The sequence below is a fragment of the Pseudomonas sp. IT-P4 genome (assembly GCF_949767755.1).
GTDB classification, from domain to species: Bacteria; Pseudomonadota; Gammaproteobacteria; order Pseudomonadales; family Pseudomonadaceae; genus Aquipseudomonas; species Aquipseudomonas monachiensis.
On sequence record NZ_CATKPX010000045.1, the window covers coordinates 185,368 to 201,068 of the forward strand.

Below are 15,701 nucleotides of genomic sequence, written 5' to 3' on the forward strand. Positions count from 1 at the left end.
CTTTCCGTGACCACCAGCACCCGCATTCTTCTTGGCGTGAACATCGACCACGTTGCCACCCTGCGTCAGGCCCGGGGCACCCGTTACCCGGACCCGGTCAAGGCTGCACTGGACGCGGAAGAGGCGGGCGCCGACGGCATCACCGTGCACCTGCGCGAAGACCGTCGGCACATTCAGGAGCGCGACGTTCTGCTGCTCAAGGACGTGCTGCAAACCCGCATGAACTTCGAAATGGGTGTCACCGAAGAAATGATGCTGTTCGCCGAGCGCATCCGCCCGGCACACATCTGCCTGGTGCCGGAAACCCGTCAAGAGTTGACCACCGAAGGTGGCCTGGACGTGGCGGGGCAGGAAGCGCGAATCAAGGCCGCGGTCGAGCGCCTGTCGAAGATCGGCTCTGAAGTGTCGCTGTTCATTGACGCCGATGAGCGCCAAATCGAAGCCTCCCGCCGAGTCGGCGCGCCGGCCATCGAACTGCACACCGGGCGTTATGCCGATGCCGAGACGCCGATTGAAGTCGCCGAAGAACTCAAGCGTGTGGCCGATGGCGTGGCTTTCGGCCTGGCCCAGGGGCTGATCGTCAATGCCGGCCATGGCCTGCACTATCACAACGTTGAAGCCGTGGCGGCGATCAAGGGCATCAACGAGCTGAACATCGGCCATGCGCTGGTGGCCCATGCGCTGTTCGTTGGCTTCAAGTCGGCTGTTGCGGAGATGAAGGCGCTAATTCTGGCGGCGGCGTTGAAGGGTTAAGAGCAAAAGATCGCAGCCTGCGGCAGCTCCTACAGGTGAACACATAACCCTGTAGGAGCTGCCGCAGGCTGCGATCTTTTGCTTTTTAGAGCGGGGCGGGCTCTTGAGCAGGCTTGCTCTTGTCGATCCCCGGAACAAGCAGTTTGCCCTCGGCGACCTGATCGCCCTCAAGCTGCGGCTGCGTGACCCAGGTCAGGATGTCGTAGTAGCGACGGATGTTCGCCACGAAATGCACCGGTTCGCCGCCACGGGCGTAGCCGTAACGGGTTTTGCTGTACCACTTCTTTTCCGACAGGCGCGGCAGGATCTTCTTCACGTCCAGCCATTTGTCCGGGTTCAACCCTTCCTTGGCGGCCAGTTTGCGGGCGTCGTCGAGGTGACCGCTGCCGACGTTGTAGGCGGCCAGGGCGAACCAGGTGCGATCCGGTTCCTGGATCGAGTCGTCCAACTGGTCCTTCATGTAGGCCAGGTACTTGGCGCCACCCATGATGCTCTGCTTCGGATCGAGGCGGTTGGACACGCCCATGGCCTGCGCGGTGTTCTGGGTCAGCATCATCAGGCCACGCACGCCAGTCTTGGACGTGACGGCCGGTTGCCACAACGACTCCTGATAGCCGATCGCAGCCAGCAGGCGCCAGTCGACTTTCTCCTTCTTGGCGTAGGCCTTGAAGTGCTGTTCGTACTTGGGCAGGCGTTGCTGCAAATGTTGGGCAAAGGTGGTGGCGCCCATGTAGCCGAGGACATCGACATGCCCGTAGTAGCGGTCCTTGAGGCGTTGCAGGGTGCCGTTCTTCTTGACCTTGTCGAGGTAATCGTTGATTTCGTTGAGCAGGCTGTTGTCCTCGCCCGGGGCGACGGCCCAGCTCTGGTTGCTCGCGTCACCGAGGTCGAAGGCGACCCGGATGTTGGTGAAGTACACCTGGTTCATCGCCACTTCGTTGGAGTCGACCAGTGTCAGGTCGATCTGGCCTTCGTCCACCATGCGCAGGAGATCGACGACCTCGACCGCGTCGGACTCTTCGTATTCAATGCCGGGAAATTTCTGCTTCAGTTGCGCGAGTTGTTCGGCGTGGGTGCTGCCCTTGAGCACCATGATCTTCTTGCCCACCAGATCCTTCGCATCGGTCGGCCGGGACTGGCCGTTGCGGTAGATGATCTGCGGGGTGACTTCCAGATAGGAGTGGGAGAAGCGCACCTGCTTCTTGCGCTCTTCGCTGCTGACCAGGCCGGCAGCCGCCAGCACCGGTCCGTTGGGCTTGCCGACCTGGTTGAACAGATCATCGAGGTTGTCGGCGGTCTCGATCTTCAGCTCGACCCCCAGATCGTCGGCGAAGCGCTTCACCAGCTCGTATTCGAAGCCGGTTTCACCGTTGCGATCCTGAAAGTAGGTGGCGGGGCTGTTTCGGGTAACCACCCGCAGCACACCATCCTCCTTTACGCGCTCGAGCGTGTTGGGTTTATCAACACAGCCACCGAGCATCAGGAAGAGTCCGGTTGCGATCAGCCATTTGGCGTACCGCGGACGCAAAGCCGTTGGGAAAAACATCTGCGCAGTATACGCAAAGGACCACGGGCGCCATATCTCGACAGTGAGGGGCTAGTCTGCTAGAGATCACAAAACCGGCCGAAACCCCGCAGGAATGGGCCTTTTCTGCATTTTGTTACAGTAAAAATAAGCTGTCGTCACACGCCCAATTAACCTGACTTTCGAGGCAGAAACACAGATCGGCACCCGAGTGCAACCGTGCGTAGCGTTTCGGGTGATGTCGCGGGCTGTTTAGGCTAGAATGCACGGCCTCAAAGCACACCCCTTCCCGAGGCTGTCCCGAAGATGTTGATCCTGCGCGGCGCTCCTGCCCTTTCTGCCTTTCGCCACAGCAAGCTCCTTGAGCAACTGAGCCAGAAGGTTCCGGCTGTCAGTGGCCTGTATGCTGAATTCGCTCACTTCGCCGAAGTTACCGGCGTCCTGACCGGCGACGAACAGCAGGTGCTTGCGCGCCTTCTGAAGTACGGTCCAAGCGTTCCGGTACAGGAACCGACCGGTCGTCTGTTTCTGGTACTGCCGCGTTTCGGCACCATCTCGCCGTGGTCGAGCAAGGCCAGCGACATCGCTCGCAACTGTGGCCTGGCGAAAATCCAGCGTCTGGAGCGCGGTATCGCGTTCTACGTGGCCGGCCAGTTCAGCGACGCTGAAGCCCAGCTGATCGCCGACGGTCTGCACGACCGCATGACCCAGATCGTCCTGGGCAACCTCGAACAGGCCGCCGGCCTGTTCAGCCACGCCGAGCCAAAACCCCTGACCGCGATCGACGTGTTGGGTGGTGGCCGCGCCGCGCTGGAAAAAGCCAACACCGAGCTGGGCCTGGCCCTGGCCGAAGACGAGATCGACTATCTGGTCAACGCCTTCGTCGGCTTGAAGCGCAACCCGCACGACATCGAACTGATGATGTTCGCCCAGGCGAACTCCGAGCACTGCCGCCACAAGATCTTCAACGCCAGTTGGGATATCGACGGCGAGAGCCAGGAAAAAAGCCTGTTCGGCATGATCAAGAACACCTACGTGATGCACAGCGAAGGCGTTCTGTCAGCTTATAAGGACAACGCTTCGGTGATTGTCGGCTCCGTGGCCGGTCGTTTCTTCCCGGACCCTGAGACCCGCCAGTACGGCGCGGTGCAGGAACCGGTGCACATCCTGATGAAGGTTGAAACCCACAACCACCCGACCGCGATTGCCCCGTTCCCGGGCGCATCCACCGGTTCCGGTGGCGAAATCCGCGACGAAGGCGCGACCGGCCGTGGCGCCAAGCCGAAGGCTGGCCTGACCGGTTTCACCGTGTCGAACCTGCAGATCCCGGGCTTCGAACAGCCGTGGGAAGTGCCGTACGGCAAGCCTGAGCGCATCGTTACCGCGCTGGACATCATGATCGAAGGCCCGCTGGGCGGCGCTGCGTTCAACAACGAATTCGGTCGTCCGGCGCTGACCGGCTACTTCCGTACCTTCGAACAATCGATCACCACCCCGCACGGTGACGAAGTTCGCGGTTACCACAAGCCGATCATGCTGGCTGGCGGCATGGGCAACATCCGTGAAGAACACGTCAAGAAAGGCGAGATCCTGGTCGGCTCCAAGCTGATCGTGCTCGGCGGCCCGGCGATGCTGATCGGCCTGGGCGGCGGCGCGGCTTCCTCCATGGCCACCGGTACCAGCTCGGCAGACCTGGACTTCGCTTCGGTACAGCGCGAAAACCCGGAAATGGAACGTCGCTGCCAGGAAGTCATCGACCGTTGCTGGCAGCTGGGCGACAAGAACCCGATCAGCTTCATCCACGACGTGGGTGCGGGCGGTCTGTCCAACGCCTTCCCGGAGCTGGTCAACGACGGCGACCGTGGTGGCCGTTTCGAACTGCGCAACATTCCAAACGACGAGCCGGGCATGGCCCCGCACGAAATCTGGTCCAACGAATCCCAGGAACGCTACGTTCTGGCGGTCGGTCCGGCTGACTTCGAGCGCTTCAAGGCGATCTGCGAACGCGAGCGCTGCCCGTTTGCCGTGGTCGGCGAAGCCACCGCCGAACCGCAGCTGACCGTGACCGACAGTCACTTCGGCAACAGCCCGGTGGACATGCCACTGGAAGTGTTGCTGGGCAAGGCTCCGCGCATGCACCGTTCGGTGGTTCGTGAAAACGAGCTGGGCGACGATTTCGATCCGTCGACCCTCGACATCGCCAACTGCGTCGAGCGCGTCCTGCATCACCCGGCCGTGGCGAGCAAGAGCTTCCTGATCACCATCGGCGACCGCACCATCACCGGCCTCGTGGCCCGTGACCAGATGGTCGGCCCATGGCAGGTTCCGGTGGCCGACGTTGCCGTCACCGCCACCAGCTTCGACGTCTACACCGGTGAAGCCATGGCCATGGGCGAGCGTACTCCGCTGGCACTGCTGGACGCTCCGGCGTCGGGCCGCATGGCCATCGGCGAAACCCTGACCAACATCGCTGCTTCGCGCATCGGCAAGATCTCCGACATCAAGTTGTCGGCGAACTGGATGTCCGCAGCCGGTCACCCGGGTGAAGATGCACGCCTGTACGACACCGTGAAAGCGGTTGGCATGGAGCTGTGCCCTGAGCTGGGTATCACCATTCCGGTGGGCAAGGACTCGATGTCCATGGCCACCCGCTGGAACGATGAAGGCGTGGACAAGTCCGTCACGTCGCCGATGTCCCTGATCGTGACCGGTTTCGCGCCAGTGACTGACATCCGTCAGACCCTGACCCCGCAACTGCGCATGGACAAGGGCACCACCGACCTGATCCTGATCGACCTGGGCCGTGGCCAGAACCGCATGGGCGCCTCGATCCTGGCACAGGTTCACGGCAAGCTCGGCAAGCAGGCTCCGGACGTCGATGACGCCGAAGACCTGAAAGCTTTCTTCGCGGTGATCCAGGGCCTCAACGCCGACGGTCACCTGCTGGCCTACCACGACCGTTCCGACGGTGGCCTGCTGACCAGCGTTGTCGAGATGGCGTTCGCCGGTCACTGTGGCCTGAGCCTGAACCTCGACGGTCTGGCGGAAACCTCCGACGACATCGCCGCCATCCTGTTCAACGAAGAACTGGGCGCCGTGATCCAGGTTCGCCAGGACGCTACCCCGGACATCCTCGCGCAGTTCAGCGCCGCCGGCCTGGGCGATTGCGTGTCGGTGATCGGTCAGCCAATGAACAATGGCGAGATCAGCATCACCTTCAACGGTGACACCGTGTTCGAAGGCCAGCGTCGTCTGCTGCAACGCCAGTGGGCCGAGACCAGCTACCAGATCCAGCGTCTGCGCGACAATGCCGACTGCGCCGAGCAAGAGTTCGACGTGCTGCTGGAAGAAGACAACCCTGGCCTGAGCGTCAAGCTGAGCTACGACATCAACCAGGACATCGCCGCGCCTTACATCAAGAAAGGCATTCGCCCACAGGTTGCCGTACTGCGTGAGCAGGGCGTCAACGGTCAGGTGGAAATGGCGGCTGCATTCGACCGCGCCGGTTTCAACGCGATCGACGTGCACATGAGCGACATTCTGGCCGGCCGTGTCGACCTGAACGAGTTCAAGGGCATGGTCGCTTGCGGTGGTTTCTCTTACGGCGACGTACTGGGTGCCGGTGAAGGCTGGGCGAAATCCGCGCTGTTCAACAGCCGTGCCCGCGATGCGTTCCAGGGTTTCTTCGAACGCAACGACAGCTTCACCCTCGGCGTGTGCAACGGTTGCCAGATGATGTCCAACCTGCACGAGCTGATCCCGGGCAGCGAGTTCTGGCCGCACTTTGTGCGTAACCGTTCCGAGCAGTTCGAAGCCCGTGTTGCCATGGTGCAGATCCAGGAGTCGAACTCGATCTTCCTGCAAGGCATGGCCGGTTCGCGCATGCCGATCGCCATCGCCCACGGTGAAGGTCATGCCGAGTTCGCCAGCGAAGAAGCACTGTTGGAAGCCGATCTGTCCGGTTGCGTGGCGATGCGTTTCGTCGACAACCACGGCAAGGTCACCGAAAGCTACCCGGCCAACCCGAACGGTTCGCCGCGCGGGATCACCGGTTTGACCAGCCGCGACGGTCGCGTGACCATCATGATGCCGCACCCGGAGCGTGTGTTCCGCGCCGTGCAGAACTCGTGGCGTTCGGACGACTGGAACGAAGATGCACCGCTGATGCGTATGTTCCGTAATGCTCGGGCCTGGGTAAACTAAAAGCGGGTGAACCAAGCGCCGTGTACAAGCTCAGCTTTTTTGTTCCAACCAGTCACGTCGAAGACGTGAAGAGTGCCGTATTCGCCGCCGGTGGTGGTCGAATCGGTGCTTACGACCACTGCGCATGGCAGGTGTTGGGCCTGGGCCAGTTTCGTCCACTGGATGGCAGCCAGCCGTTCATTGGCGAGGCCGGGCAGGTCGAGCAGGTCGAGGAATGGAAGGTTGAGCTGGTGGTGGCCAATGAGTTGATTCGTTCGGTGGTGGCGGCTCTGAAACAGAGCCATCCCTACGAGACGCCGGCTTATGAAGTGTGGCGGTTGGAGGATTTCTGATCTTCCTGGCTGCTGAAATGAGAAACCCGCTGAAAGAGATTTCAGCGGGTTTTTTATTGCCTTGAGTTCCCCTCCTACAATATGTGCGTCGTAGATTAAACCTTGGCACTCACCTCACTGCGATTGACCAACGCTTCCAGCGCATCACTCAAGCTCGACGCCTTGTCGCCAATCAGCAGATGCCAGATGCCGCCTTCAAGCTGGCTGACACCCTGGCAGCCCAGCGCTTTCAAATCACACTCCGAAAGCGCCTTGCCATTGGCCAGTTGCAGGCGGATGCGGGTCATGGCGACGCAATCGAGTTGCAGCACATTGTCGCCACCCCCCAAGGCATTGAGCCATTGCTGCGCCTCGGGTGTCGCCACGGCGGCAGGTGGCGCTGCTTCGGTTTCCGCCGCTGGTGACGACACCAGGGCGCGGCCCAACGCCGGCATTGCCAGGCGAATCTCATCGGCGATGACATCGGCCATTGGCCCGACCACCACCTGCAAACTCCCGCCCTTGCCGGGGCGCACCACGGCCATGGCGCCGAGCGCTTTCAAATCGGTATCCGAGGCCTTGTTGCGATCCACCATGTCCAGGCGCAAGCGGGTGGTACAAGCGCCGACGGTGATCAGGTTTTCGGCTCCGCCCAAGGCCTTGATGTAAGCCCCGGCGCGTTCATTGTCGGCCACCGCAACCTGCGGGCTGGCAGCGCTGGTTTCGCGGCCCGGTGTCTTCAGGTCGAAGCGGCGGATACAGAAATCAAACACCACGTAATAGATCACCGCATACGCCAGGCCCACCGGGAACACCAGCCAGCCGTTGGTGGACTTGCCCCAGCCAAGGATCATGTCGATGAAGCCGCCGGAGAAGGTGAACCCCAGGTGGATGTTCAGGGCATTGGTGATGGCCATCGACAGGCCGGTCAGCAACGCATGCAGCAGAAACAGCAGCGGCGCGAGGAACATGAAGGCGAATTCGATCGGCTCGGTGACGCCGGTCAGGAACGCGGTCAATGCCATCGACAGGAAGATCCCGCCCATCACCTTGCGCCGCTCCGGCAGGGCGTTGCGGTACATCGCCAGGCAGGCGGCGGGCAGGCCGAAGATCATCATCGGGAACATGCCGGTCATGAACTGGCCACCCTTCGGGTCGCCGGCGAAGTAGCGCGACAGGTCGCCAGTCACCAGCGCGCCAGTGGTGGGGTCGGTAAAATTACCGAACACGAACCACGCCATGTTGTTGAGGATGTGGTGCAGGCCGGTGACGATCAGCAGGCGGTTGAACACACCGAAAACGAACGCGCCGAAGCTGCCGCTTTCCATCATCAGCGTGCCGAAGCTGTTGATGCCGTGCTGGATCGGCGGCCAGATGTAGCCGAACACCACGCCCAGCCCCACGGCGGCGAACCCGGTGACAATCGGCACAAAACGCCGGCCACCGAAGAACGCCAGGTACTCCGGCAGCTTGATGTCCTTGAAGCGGTTGTACAGCGCGCCAGCCATCAGGCCGCTGACGATCCCGGCAAGCATGCCCATGTTGATGCTCGGGTCGAGCACCTTGAGGGTGGAGATCATCACCAGGTAGCCGATCACCCCGGCAAGCCCCGCCGTACCGTTGTTGTCCTTGGCGAAACCGACCGCGATGCCGATGGCGAAGATCATCGCCAGGTTGGCGAAGATCACCTGGCCAGCGTCGTGGATGATCGCGATGTTCAGCAGGTCGGTATCGCCCAGGCGCAGCAGCAGGCCGGCAATCGGCAGGATCGCGATCGGCAGCATCAGCGCGCGGCCGAGGCGTTGCAGGCCTTCGATGAAAAGTTGGTACATGGCGGTTCTCCGTGGATTTTTGTTCTTCTTTTGTAAAGAGCTCAGCTCAGCGGCCAATGCTGGTGGCAGGCGTGACGCACCGCGCTGGCGCTGCCCAGCTTGAGCAGATCCTGGCTGATGCGCCGGCATTCGCTGGCGTCGAGGTGACGCACGCGGTCCTTGATTTCACCGACCTGTACCGGGCTCACCGACAACTCACTGACCCCCAGGCCGATCAACACCGGCGTGGCCAATGGATCGGACGCCAGTGCACCGCACACACCCACCCAACGGTTGTGCTGTGCCGCACCGGCGCAGGTCTGGGCGATCAGCCGCAACAGTGCCGGGTGCAGCGCATCGACACGCGCAGCGAGCCCGGCGTGGTCGCGGTCCATGGCCAGGGTGTATTGCGACAGGTCGTTGGTGCCGATGGACAGGAAGTCCGCGTGTTCGGCCAGTTGCTCGGCCAGCAGCGCGGCGGCCGGCACTTCGATCATCACCCCCAGCTCCGGACGTTGTGCCAGGCCAAGTTCACTGCACAAGGCGTCGAGGCGCTGGCGGATGTGCAGCAGTTCATCGACTTCCGTGACCATCGGCAGCAGGATCCGGCAGCGTGACAACGGGTTGAGGTGCAACAATGCGCGCAGTTGCTGGTCGAGCAGTTCTGGACGGACCTGAGCCAGGCGAATGCCGCGCAGACCGAGCACCGGATTGGCCTCGGCGGGCAGTGGCAGGTAGTCCAGTTGCTTGTCGCCGCCGACGTCGATGGTGCGGATGATCACCGACTTGTCGCCCATGGCGTCGAGCACTGCTTGATAGGCGTGGTGCTGTTCCTGTTCGTCGGGGGCGGTGTGGCGGTCGACGAAGAGAAACTCGGTGCGCAGCAAGCCGACGCCGTCGGCGCCATTGGCCAGTGCGTCTGCCGCTTCCGTGCTGGACGCCACATTGGCAGCGACTTCGATGCGCAGGCCATCGGTGGTCAGCGCGGGTGTGTGCGCCTGGGCCTGCTGTTCGGCCCGGCGTTGTTGCTGTTGCTGTTGCAACTGGCGCACGTCGGCCAGGCGCTGTGTGCCGGGTGTCAGTTCGAGGCGGCCACCGTCGGCGTCCAGCACCACCGGTTGCTCCTGTTGCTGATCGAGCAGCGTCGAGCCCAGTGCGACCAAGCATGGCAGGCCTTTGCCTCGGGCCAGAATCGCCACGTGAGAAGTCGCGCCGCCTTCGGCCATGCACAGCCCCGCGACGCCTTGCTGGCTCAGTTGCAGTAAATCCGATGGCGTCAGTTCATGGGCCGCGACGATGGCGCCGGCCGGCACATCGTAATGCCAGGTATCGCCGAGCAACGCGCGCAGCACCCGTTGCTTGAGGTCGCGCAGGTCGTTGGCGCGTTCGGCCAGCAGCGTGCTGCCGGTTTGCTGGAGGACTTCGCATTGCGCGTCGATGGCCTGGCTCCAGGCGTGGGTCGCGGCTGTACCCTGGGCGACGGTTTGGCTGGCGGCGTCCAGCAGGGCCGGGTCTTCGAGCAGTGCCAGGTGCGCGGCGAAAATCGCCTCTTCAGCGGTGTCCTTGTGTTTTCTCGCCAGGGCCAGTGTGTGCTCGATTTCGCTGCGCACCTGGCTCAGTGCCGTGTCCAGCACGTGCTGTTGTTGCTGCGGATCATGATGGCCGGCATCCACCGGCAGGCTGATCGCATTCAGGCGAAACAGCGGCCCGCCGACCAGCCCGGGCGCGGCGCAGACACCGTGCAATACGCCGGCTTCGGCGGGGCGATTGCGTTGGGCAATCGTGGCTGGCGCGGCGGCGTGATGGTCTTCGGCCAGGGCTGTGGATAACGCCGTCAGCAAGGCTTGCAGCGCGGCTTCGGCGTCCGGGCCCTGGCAACTGACCTGGACCTCCGCCTGTTCGCCGATGGCCAGCCCCATCAGGCCGATCAGGCTGTCGCAGGTGGCCGACTTGCCGGCGAAATGCAGCTGCGACTTGCTTTTGAAGCCTTGCGCGGTCTGACGGATCAACGCCGCCGGCCGCGCGTGCAGGCCGCCACGGTGAGCAATGCGCACCAGACCGACAATCTCTGCGCCGGCAAACTCGGTATCCACCTGTGCGCTCGACGTCTGTCGACGAATGATGTGCAGCAGCGGCTCACCGACCTTGACTGACTTGAGGGTGATGGGTCGTGCCTGAAAGTCCTGGCTGTTGGTGAGGATCAGCAGGCTGACCAGGCTCTTGCACTGTTGCGCGACCTTGTCCAGGTCGTAGCGCAGCAGCGGCTGGCCGTTGGCGACGCGCGCGCCTTCCTTGACCAGCATCGAGAAGCCCTGGCCCTGCAACTCGACCGTGTCGAGGCCAAGGTGCAGGAGCAATTCCGCGCCGTTGTCGGCACGCAGGGTTAGCGCGTGACCGGTGCGGGCGACATGCACCACCACGCCCGCGCAGGGGGCGTGGAGCGTGTCGTTGAGCGGATCGATGGCGATGCCGTCACCCATGGCGCCGCTGGCAAACACCGGGTCCGGGACTTTGGCGAGCGTGAGCACCGGGCCGCTGAGCGGGGCGCTTAAGGTCAGCTCTTTATTGTTGTTATGCATGGCTCGGTCTCATCAAAAAATACGGTTCGGATCAACCCACTCCCTGTAGGAGCTGCCGAAGGCTGCGATCTTTTGATCTTGTCTTTAAAAAGATCGCAGCCTCGTTTCACTCGACAGCTCCTACAGGGGAATTCGCACCCCTGGCTCAATGGGTGCGTGTCACTTTGCTCAGGTGCCGTGGCTGGTCCGGGTCCATGCCACGGGCCACGGCCAGGCCGGCGGCCATCACGTAGAAACTCTGGATCGCCAGAATTGGGTCGAGGGCCGGGTGTTCGGCACGGGTCAGGGTCAGGTCGCGTTCAAGCACGTCATCCGGTGCGGCCAGCAGGACACGGGCGCCGCGTTGGCGCATGTCGGCGGCCAGGCTCAGCAGACCGGCCTGTTCGGCACCCCGTGGGGCAAACACCAGCAGCGGGTAGTTGTCGCCGATCAAGGCCATCGGGCCGTGACGAACTTCAGCGCTGCTGAAGGCTTCGGCCTGGATCGCCGAGGTCTCCTTGAACTTGAGCGCCGCTTCCTGGGCGATGGCGAAACCGGCGCCACGGCCGATCACCATCAGCCGCTGACAATCGCGCAGGGCGTCGATGGCCGGGCTCCAGTCCTGTTGCGCGGCGTGGCGCAGGCCATCGGGCAAGGCAGAGCCGGCCTCGAGCAATTCGGCGTCTTCTTTCCAGTGGCCAATCAGCCGGGCGCTGGCGCTGAGGGTGGCGATAAAGCTCTTGGTCGCGGCGACGCTGCTTTCGGTGCCGGCACACAGTGGCAGGCTGAATTCACAGGCGGCCTCCAGTGGCGACTCTTCGGCGTTGACCAGCGAAATGCTCAGGGCACCGCGCTTGCGCAACAGGCGCAGGCTGTTGACCAGGTCCGGGCTTTGCCCCGATTGCGAAAAGGCGAATGCCACCTGGCCACTGACCTTCAATGGCGCCTGCTGCATGGTCACCACCGACATCGGCAGCGAAGCCACCGGGATGCCCAGCAGTTGCATGGTCAGGTAGGCGAAGTAACTGGCGGCATGGTCGGAGCTGCCGCGCGCCACGGTCATGGCCACTTGCGGCGGCTGACGACGCAGGCGCCCGGCGATCTCGATCATCTGCGGGTCGAGTTTTTGCAACTGGGCCTGCACGGCCTCGAACGAGGACAGCGCCTCTTCAAGCATTTTTGAAGTCAATGTCTTCTCCTTCGACCATCACGGCGGTCAGTTTCAGTGAGCGATCCAGCCGCACGCAGTCGGCCCAGGCCCCTGGTTGCAGGCGCCCGCGTTCGGTGATGCCGAGGTAGTCGGCGGGGAATTGCGACAGGCGCTGCGAGGCTTCGGCGATGGGCAGGCCGATCTTCACCAGGTTGCGCAGGGCCTGATCCATGGTCAGGGTGCTGCCGGCCAGGGTGCCGTCGGGCAGGCGCACGCCGCCCAGGCATTTGGTCACGGTGTGGCTGCCGAGCTTGTACTCACCGTCGGGCATGCCGGCGGCGGCGGTCGAATCGGTGACGCAATACAGGCACGGAATAGAGCGCAGGGCCACGCGGATGGCGCCGGGGTGCACGTGCAGCAAGTCCGGGATCAGTTCGGCGTATTTGGCGTGGGCCAAGGCTGCGCCGACGATCCCTGGCTCGCGGTGATGCAGAGGGCTCATGGCGTTGTAGAGGTGGGTGAAACTGCTGGCACCGGCCTCCAGTGCGGCCACGCCTTCCTCATAACTGCCCAGGGTGTGGCCGATCTGCATGCGGATGCCGCGGCTGCTGAGGTCGCGGATCAAGGCGTCGTGACCGGCGATTTCCGGGGCAATGGTGATCACGCGGATCGGCGCGAGCGCCAGGTACGCTTCGACTTCGGCCATCAGCGCGGTGTGGGCGAAGTTGGGTTGCGCGCCGAGTTTGCCGGGGTTGATGTAGGGGCCTTCGAGGTGCACGCCGAGCACCCGGGCGCAGCCTTGGGGCCGCTGCTCACAGAATTCGCCGACGGCCTGGAGCACGCTGGAGATTTCTTCGCTCGGTGCGGTCATGGTGGTGGCCAGCAGCGACGTGGTGCCGAAGCGCACGTGGGTACGGGTGATGGTTTCGAAGGCCGGCGCGCCTTCCATGATGTCTTTGCCGCCGCCGCCGTGAACGTGCAGGTCGATGAAACCCGGCAGCAGGTAGGGCAGGTCATTGTCCGCCGGATCGCAGGGCTGGCCTTCGATCGACACGACTTTGCCGTGTTCGTGCACCAGTCGGCCGCGAACCCAGCCGTGGGCGGTGAGGATGTTGTCTTCGGACATGATCGGGATCTCGGTGTTTGGCGACGCAGTTCTTTATCTTCGAAGCTCTTTATCTGCGGAGCTCTGCGACAAAGTCGTAGTAGTCGTTACGGCAATAGGTGTCGGTGACTTCGATGGGCGTGTTGTCTTCGAGGTAGCCGACCCGGGTCATCAGCAACATGGCGGTGCCGGGGGCGATGCCCACCAGTGCGGCGAACTCGTCCGAGGCATTGATCGCCTGGATGTGCTGCAGGGCGCGGACCACCGGCTTGCCGATGCCGTCGAGGAATTCGTAGAGGGAATCGCCCACCGCCTGGGGCTTGGGAATGATCGAGGCGGGCAGGGTGCTCATCTCGATGGCCATCACCGTGTCGTCGGCCTTGCGCAGGCGTTTGAGGCGCGCAACCTTGTCGTTGGGCGACAGGCCGAGGCGGATCAGCTCTTCGTGGGTCGGCAGGGTGATTTCCCGCTCCAGCCATTGCGAACCGGGCACGAAACCCTTGAGACGGAGCATTTCGCTGAAGCCGGAAAGACGCGACAACGGTTGTTCGAGGCGCGGCGTGATGAAGGTGCCGGAGCCCTGGTTGCGGCGGATCAGGCCTTGTTCGAACAACACTTCCAGCGCCTTGCGGGCGGTGACGCGGGAGATGCCCAGCGCCTCGCTCAAATTGCGTTCCGATGGCATCGCCTGCTCGGCTTTCCACTGGCCGGCGTGGATCGCCGCTTCCAGATTGCGTGCCAGTTGCAGGTACAACGGCGTGGGTTGGGTGTCGTCGGGGCGCAGGGCCTGGAGATCGTTCATGGCGGGTGTCCGGGGCGGATATTGGAATGTTTTTGCCCGTGAATGGACAAAAACTAATACCACTTGAATACCATGTCAACGCCGGAGCTTTGCTGTTTGTGTAGGAAGTGCTGCCTTGTCGACTGCTTGAAATGGAGGTTGGTTTGAAGTGGTATTAGTGGTGGGCTTTGAAGCGACAAAGATCGCAGCCTGCGGCAGCTCCTACAGAGCGAAATGGTATTCACCCTGTAGGAGCTGCCGAAGGCTGCGATCTTTTGAATTTATTTTTTGCGGGCGACCAATGGTCGTGGGGAATTACGGGCGGATTTCGATCATCGTGCCGTCCGGCACCAGGTTCCAGACTTCGCGCATGTCCATGTTGCGCATGGCGATGCAGCCGTCGGTCCAGTCCAGTGTGTGGAACAGGTCTTCGGGCGTGTCTTCGCTGTCCGGAGTGCCGTGGATCATGATCATGCCGCCGGGCTCGACGCCTTCACGACGGGCGCGGGCAGAGTCGCTGATGTTCGGGTAGGAAATGTGCATCGCCAGGTTGAAGCGGTCGCTGATCTTGCGCCAGTCGACCCAGTAGAAACCTTCCGGGGTGCGCTTGTCGCCTTCCATCAGCTTGGGCCCCTTGGGACGCTTGCCCAGGGAAATGCGATAGGTCTTGAGCGGCTTGCCGTCATTGATCAATTGCAATTGATGGGAAGACTTGAGAATCAGAATCTTCTCGATGACCTTGCCGTCCAGGGTTTCCACGGCAGAAGCCTGGGACACCGTGACGAACGACAAACAGAACAGGGCAAGCAACCAGCGCATTGAAACGATTCCCCAGGAGGTGTCGCGACTATTTATGTATAGAAGTTTTTGCAGGAGCTGCCGCAGGCTCGTGCCGCGTTCAGGCGGTCTTTAGGCGCCTTTGAGTGATGCCGCGATGACATCAGATAATGGCAGGCTGAGCAAGTGGCGGGATCGATTCAGACCGAACGGGATAGACCTCGGTCCGCCGGTCAGCGAAGAAGCATTCTAAGGTACGGCCCACCGTGCGGAAAGCCAGCTCATCCCATGGAATGTCCGCTTCGTCGAATAGTTGCACTTCCAGGCTCTCGGGGCCGGCAGAAAAGTCCAGGTCCGCAAGTGTGGCACGGAAGAACACATGCACCTGGCTGATGTGCGGCACGTCGATCAGGGTATAGATGCTCAGGTTGCGCACCCGGGCGCAGGCTTCCTCGGCGGTTTCGCGAATGGCGGCCTGTTCGATGGTCTCGCCGTTCTCCATGAAACCGGCGGGCAGGGTCCAGTAGCCGCGACGTGGCTCGATGGCCCGCCGGCACAACAACACCTTGGTGCCCCAGGTCGCCACGCAACCGGCGACGATGTTGGGGTTCTGGTAGTGAATGGCGTGACAGCTGTCGCAGACAAAACGCAGGCGCGAATCGCCTTCGGGAATGCGCTGGGTCACCGGGTTACCGCACTGGCTGCAAAATTTCATGCTGGGGTTCCT

At 62.6% G+C, this 15,701-nt stretch carries 11 protein-coding genes; 3 read left to right on the forward strand and 8 right to left on the reverse strand.

The genetic code is table 11. From position 1 onward, the window contains the following. Positions 1-6: 6 nt before the first annotated feature. Complete coding sequence (gene pdxJ, locus ACM6IT_RS18845; protein WP_414918498.1) at positions 7-753, forward strand: pyridoxine 5'-phosphate synthase; 747 nt, start codon at positions 7-9, stop codon at positions 751-753. An 85-nt stretch (positions 754-838) separates the two neighbouring features. On the opposite strand, the gene mltF is transcribed toward pdxJ, so the two are convergent. Beyond that, the gene (gene mltF / locus ACM6IT_RS18850) at positions 839-2,299 is read right to left on the reverse strand and encodes a membrane-bound lytic murein transglycosylase MltF (RefSeq protein WP_414913932.1); all 1,461 of its coding nucleotides are present in this window, start codon (positions 2,297-2,299) and stop codon (positions 839-841) included. Between the two features lie 285 nt (positions 2,300-2,584). On the opposite strand from mltF, the gene purL reads away from it, so the two are divergent. Further along, on the forward strand, positions 2,585-6,481 hold the full coding sequence (purL, locus tag ACM6IT_RS18855; RefSeq protein WP_414918499.1) for a phosphoribosylformylglycinamidine synthase: 3,897 nt from the start codon (positions 2,585-2,587) through the stop codon (positions 6,479-6,481). 20 nt (positions 6,482-6,501) lie between these two features. Further along, positions 6,502-6,813: a YqfO family protein gene (locus tag ACM6IT_RS18860; protein WP_056721222.1), complete on the forward strand. Its 312-nt coding sequence runs from the start codon at positions 6,502-6,504 to the stop codon at positions 6,811-6,813. Positions 6,814-6,908: 95 nt separating this feature from the next. On the opposite strand, the gene nagE is transcribed toward ACM6IT_RS18860, so the two are convergent. From nagE to ACM6IT_RS18895, 7 genes are all read right to left on the reverse strand, one after another. Then, positions 6,909-8,624, reverse strand: coding sequence for an N-acetylglucosamine-specific PTS transporter subunit IIBC (gene nagE / locus ACM6IT_RS18865; protein ID WP_056721220.1), 1,716 nt, complete (start codon positions 8,622-8,624; stop codon positions 6,909-6,911). Positions 8,625-8,665: 41 nt separating this feature from the next. Then, entirely contained in the window at positions 8,666-11,182 is a 2,517-nt protein-coding gene (gene ptsP / locus ACM6IT_RS18870; protein WP_414918500.1) for a phosphoenolpyruvate--protein phosphotransferase, read from the reverse strand. Positions 11,183-11,327: 145 nt separating this feature from the next. Continuing rightward, positions 11,328-12,350, reverse strand: a complete 1,023-nt coding sequence (locus ACM6IT_RS18875) for an SIS domain-containing protein (protein ID WP_156385694.1) — start codon at positions 12,348-12,350, stop codon at positions 11,328-11,330. Next, positions 12,331-13,437 (reverse strand): N-acetylglucosamine-6-phosphate deacetylase, encoded by a 1,107-nt coding sequence (gene nagA, locus ACM6IT_RS18880; RefSeq protein ID WP_056721211.1) that lies wholly within the window; start codon positions 13,435-13,437, stop codon positions 12,331-12,333. Before nagA ends, ACM6IT_RS18875 begins: the two co-directional genes overlap by 20 nt. A 49-nt stretch (positions 13,438-13,486) precedes the next feature. Then, positions 13,487-14,218 (reverse strand): GntR family transcriptional regulator, encoded by a 732-nt coding sequence (locus tag ACM6IT_RS18885; RefSeq protein WP_056721209.1) that lies wholly within the window; start codon positions 14,216-14,218, stop codon positions 13,487-13,489. A gap of 294 nt (positions 14,219-14,512) precedes the next feature. Continuing rightward, on the reverse strand, positions 14,513-15,016 hold the full coding sequence (locus tag ACM6IT_RS18890) for a L,D-transpeptidase family protein (RefSeq protein WP_007982819.1): 504 nt from the start codon (positions 15,014-15,016) through the stop codon (positions 14,513-14,515). A 121-nt stretch (positions 15,017-15,137) separates the two neighbouring features. After that, the gene (locus tag ACM6IT_RS18895; protein ID WP_056721207.1) at positions 15,138-15,689 is read right to left on the reverse strand and encodes an NUDIX hydrolase; all 552 of its coding nucleotides are present in this window, start codon (positions 15,687-15,689) and stop codon (positions 15,138-15,140) included. Positions 15,690-15,701 lie beyond the last annotated feature (12 nt).

Excerpts from the sequence above, each read along its gene's own strand:
- ACM6IT_RS18895 (WP_056721207.1), bottom strand. The coding sequence starts at position 15,689 with ATGAAATTTTGCAGCCAGTGCGGTAACCCGGTGACCCAGCGCATTCCC.
- ACM6IT_RS18885 (WP_056721209.1), bottom strand. The coding sequence starts at position 14,218 with ATGAACGATCTCCAGGCCCTGCGCCCCGACGACACCCAACCCACGCCG.
- purL (WP_414918499.1), top strand. The coding sequence starts at position 2,585 with ATGTTGATCCTGCGCGGCGCTCCTGCCCTTTCTGCCTTTCGCCACAGC.
- ptsP (WP_414918500.1), bottom strand. The coding sequence starts at position 11,182 with ATGCATAACAACAATAAAGAGCTGACCTTAAGCGCCCCGCTCAGCGGC.
- nagE (WP_056721220.1), bottom strand. The coding sequence starts at position 8,624 with ATGTACCAACTTTTCATCGAAGGCCTGCAACGCCTCGGCCGCGCGCTG.
- mltF (WP_414913932.1), bottom strand. The coding sequence starts at position 2,299 with ATGTTTTTCCCAACGGCTTTGCGTCCGCGGTACGCCAAATGGCTGATC.
- ACM6IT_RS18890 (WP_007982819.1), bottom strand. The coding sequence starts at position 15,016 with ATGCGCTGGTTGCTTGCCCTGTTCTGTTTGTCGTTCGTCACGGTGTCC.
- nagA (WP_056721211.1), bottom strand. The coding sequence starts at position 13,437 with ATGTCCGAAGACAACATCCTCACCGCCCACGGCTGGGTTCGCGGCCGA.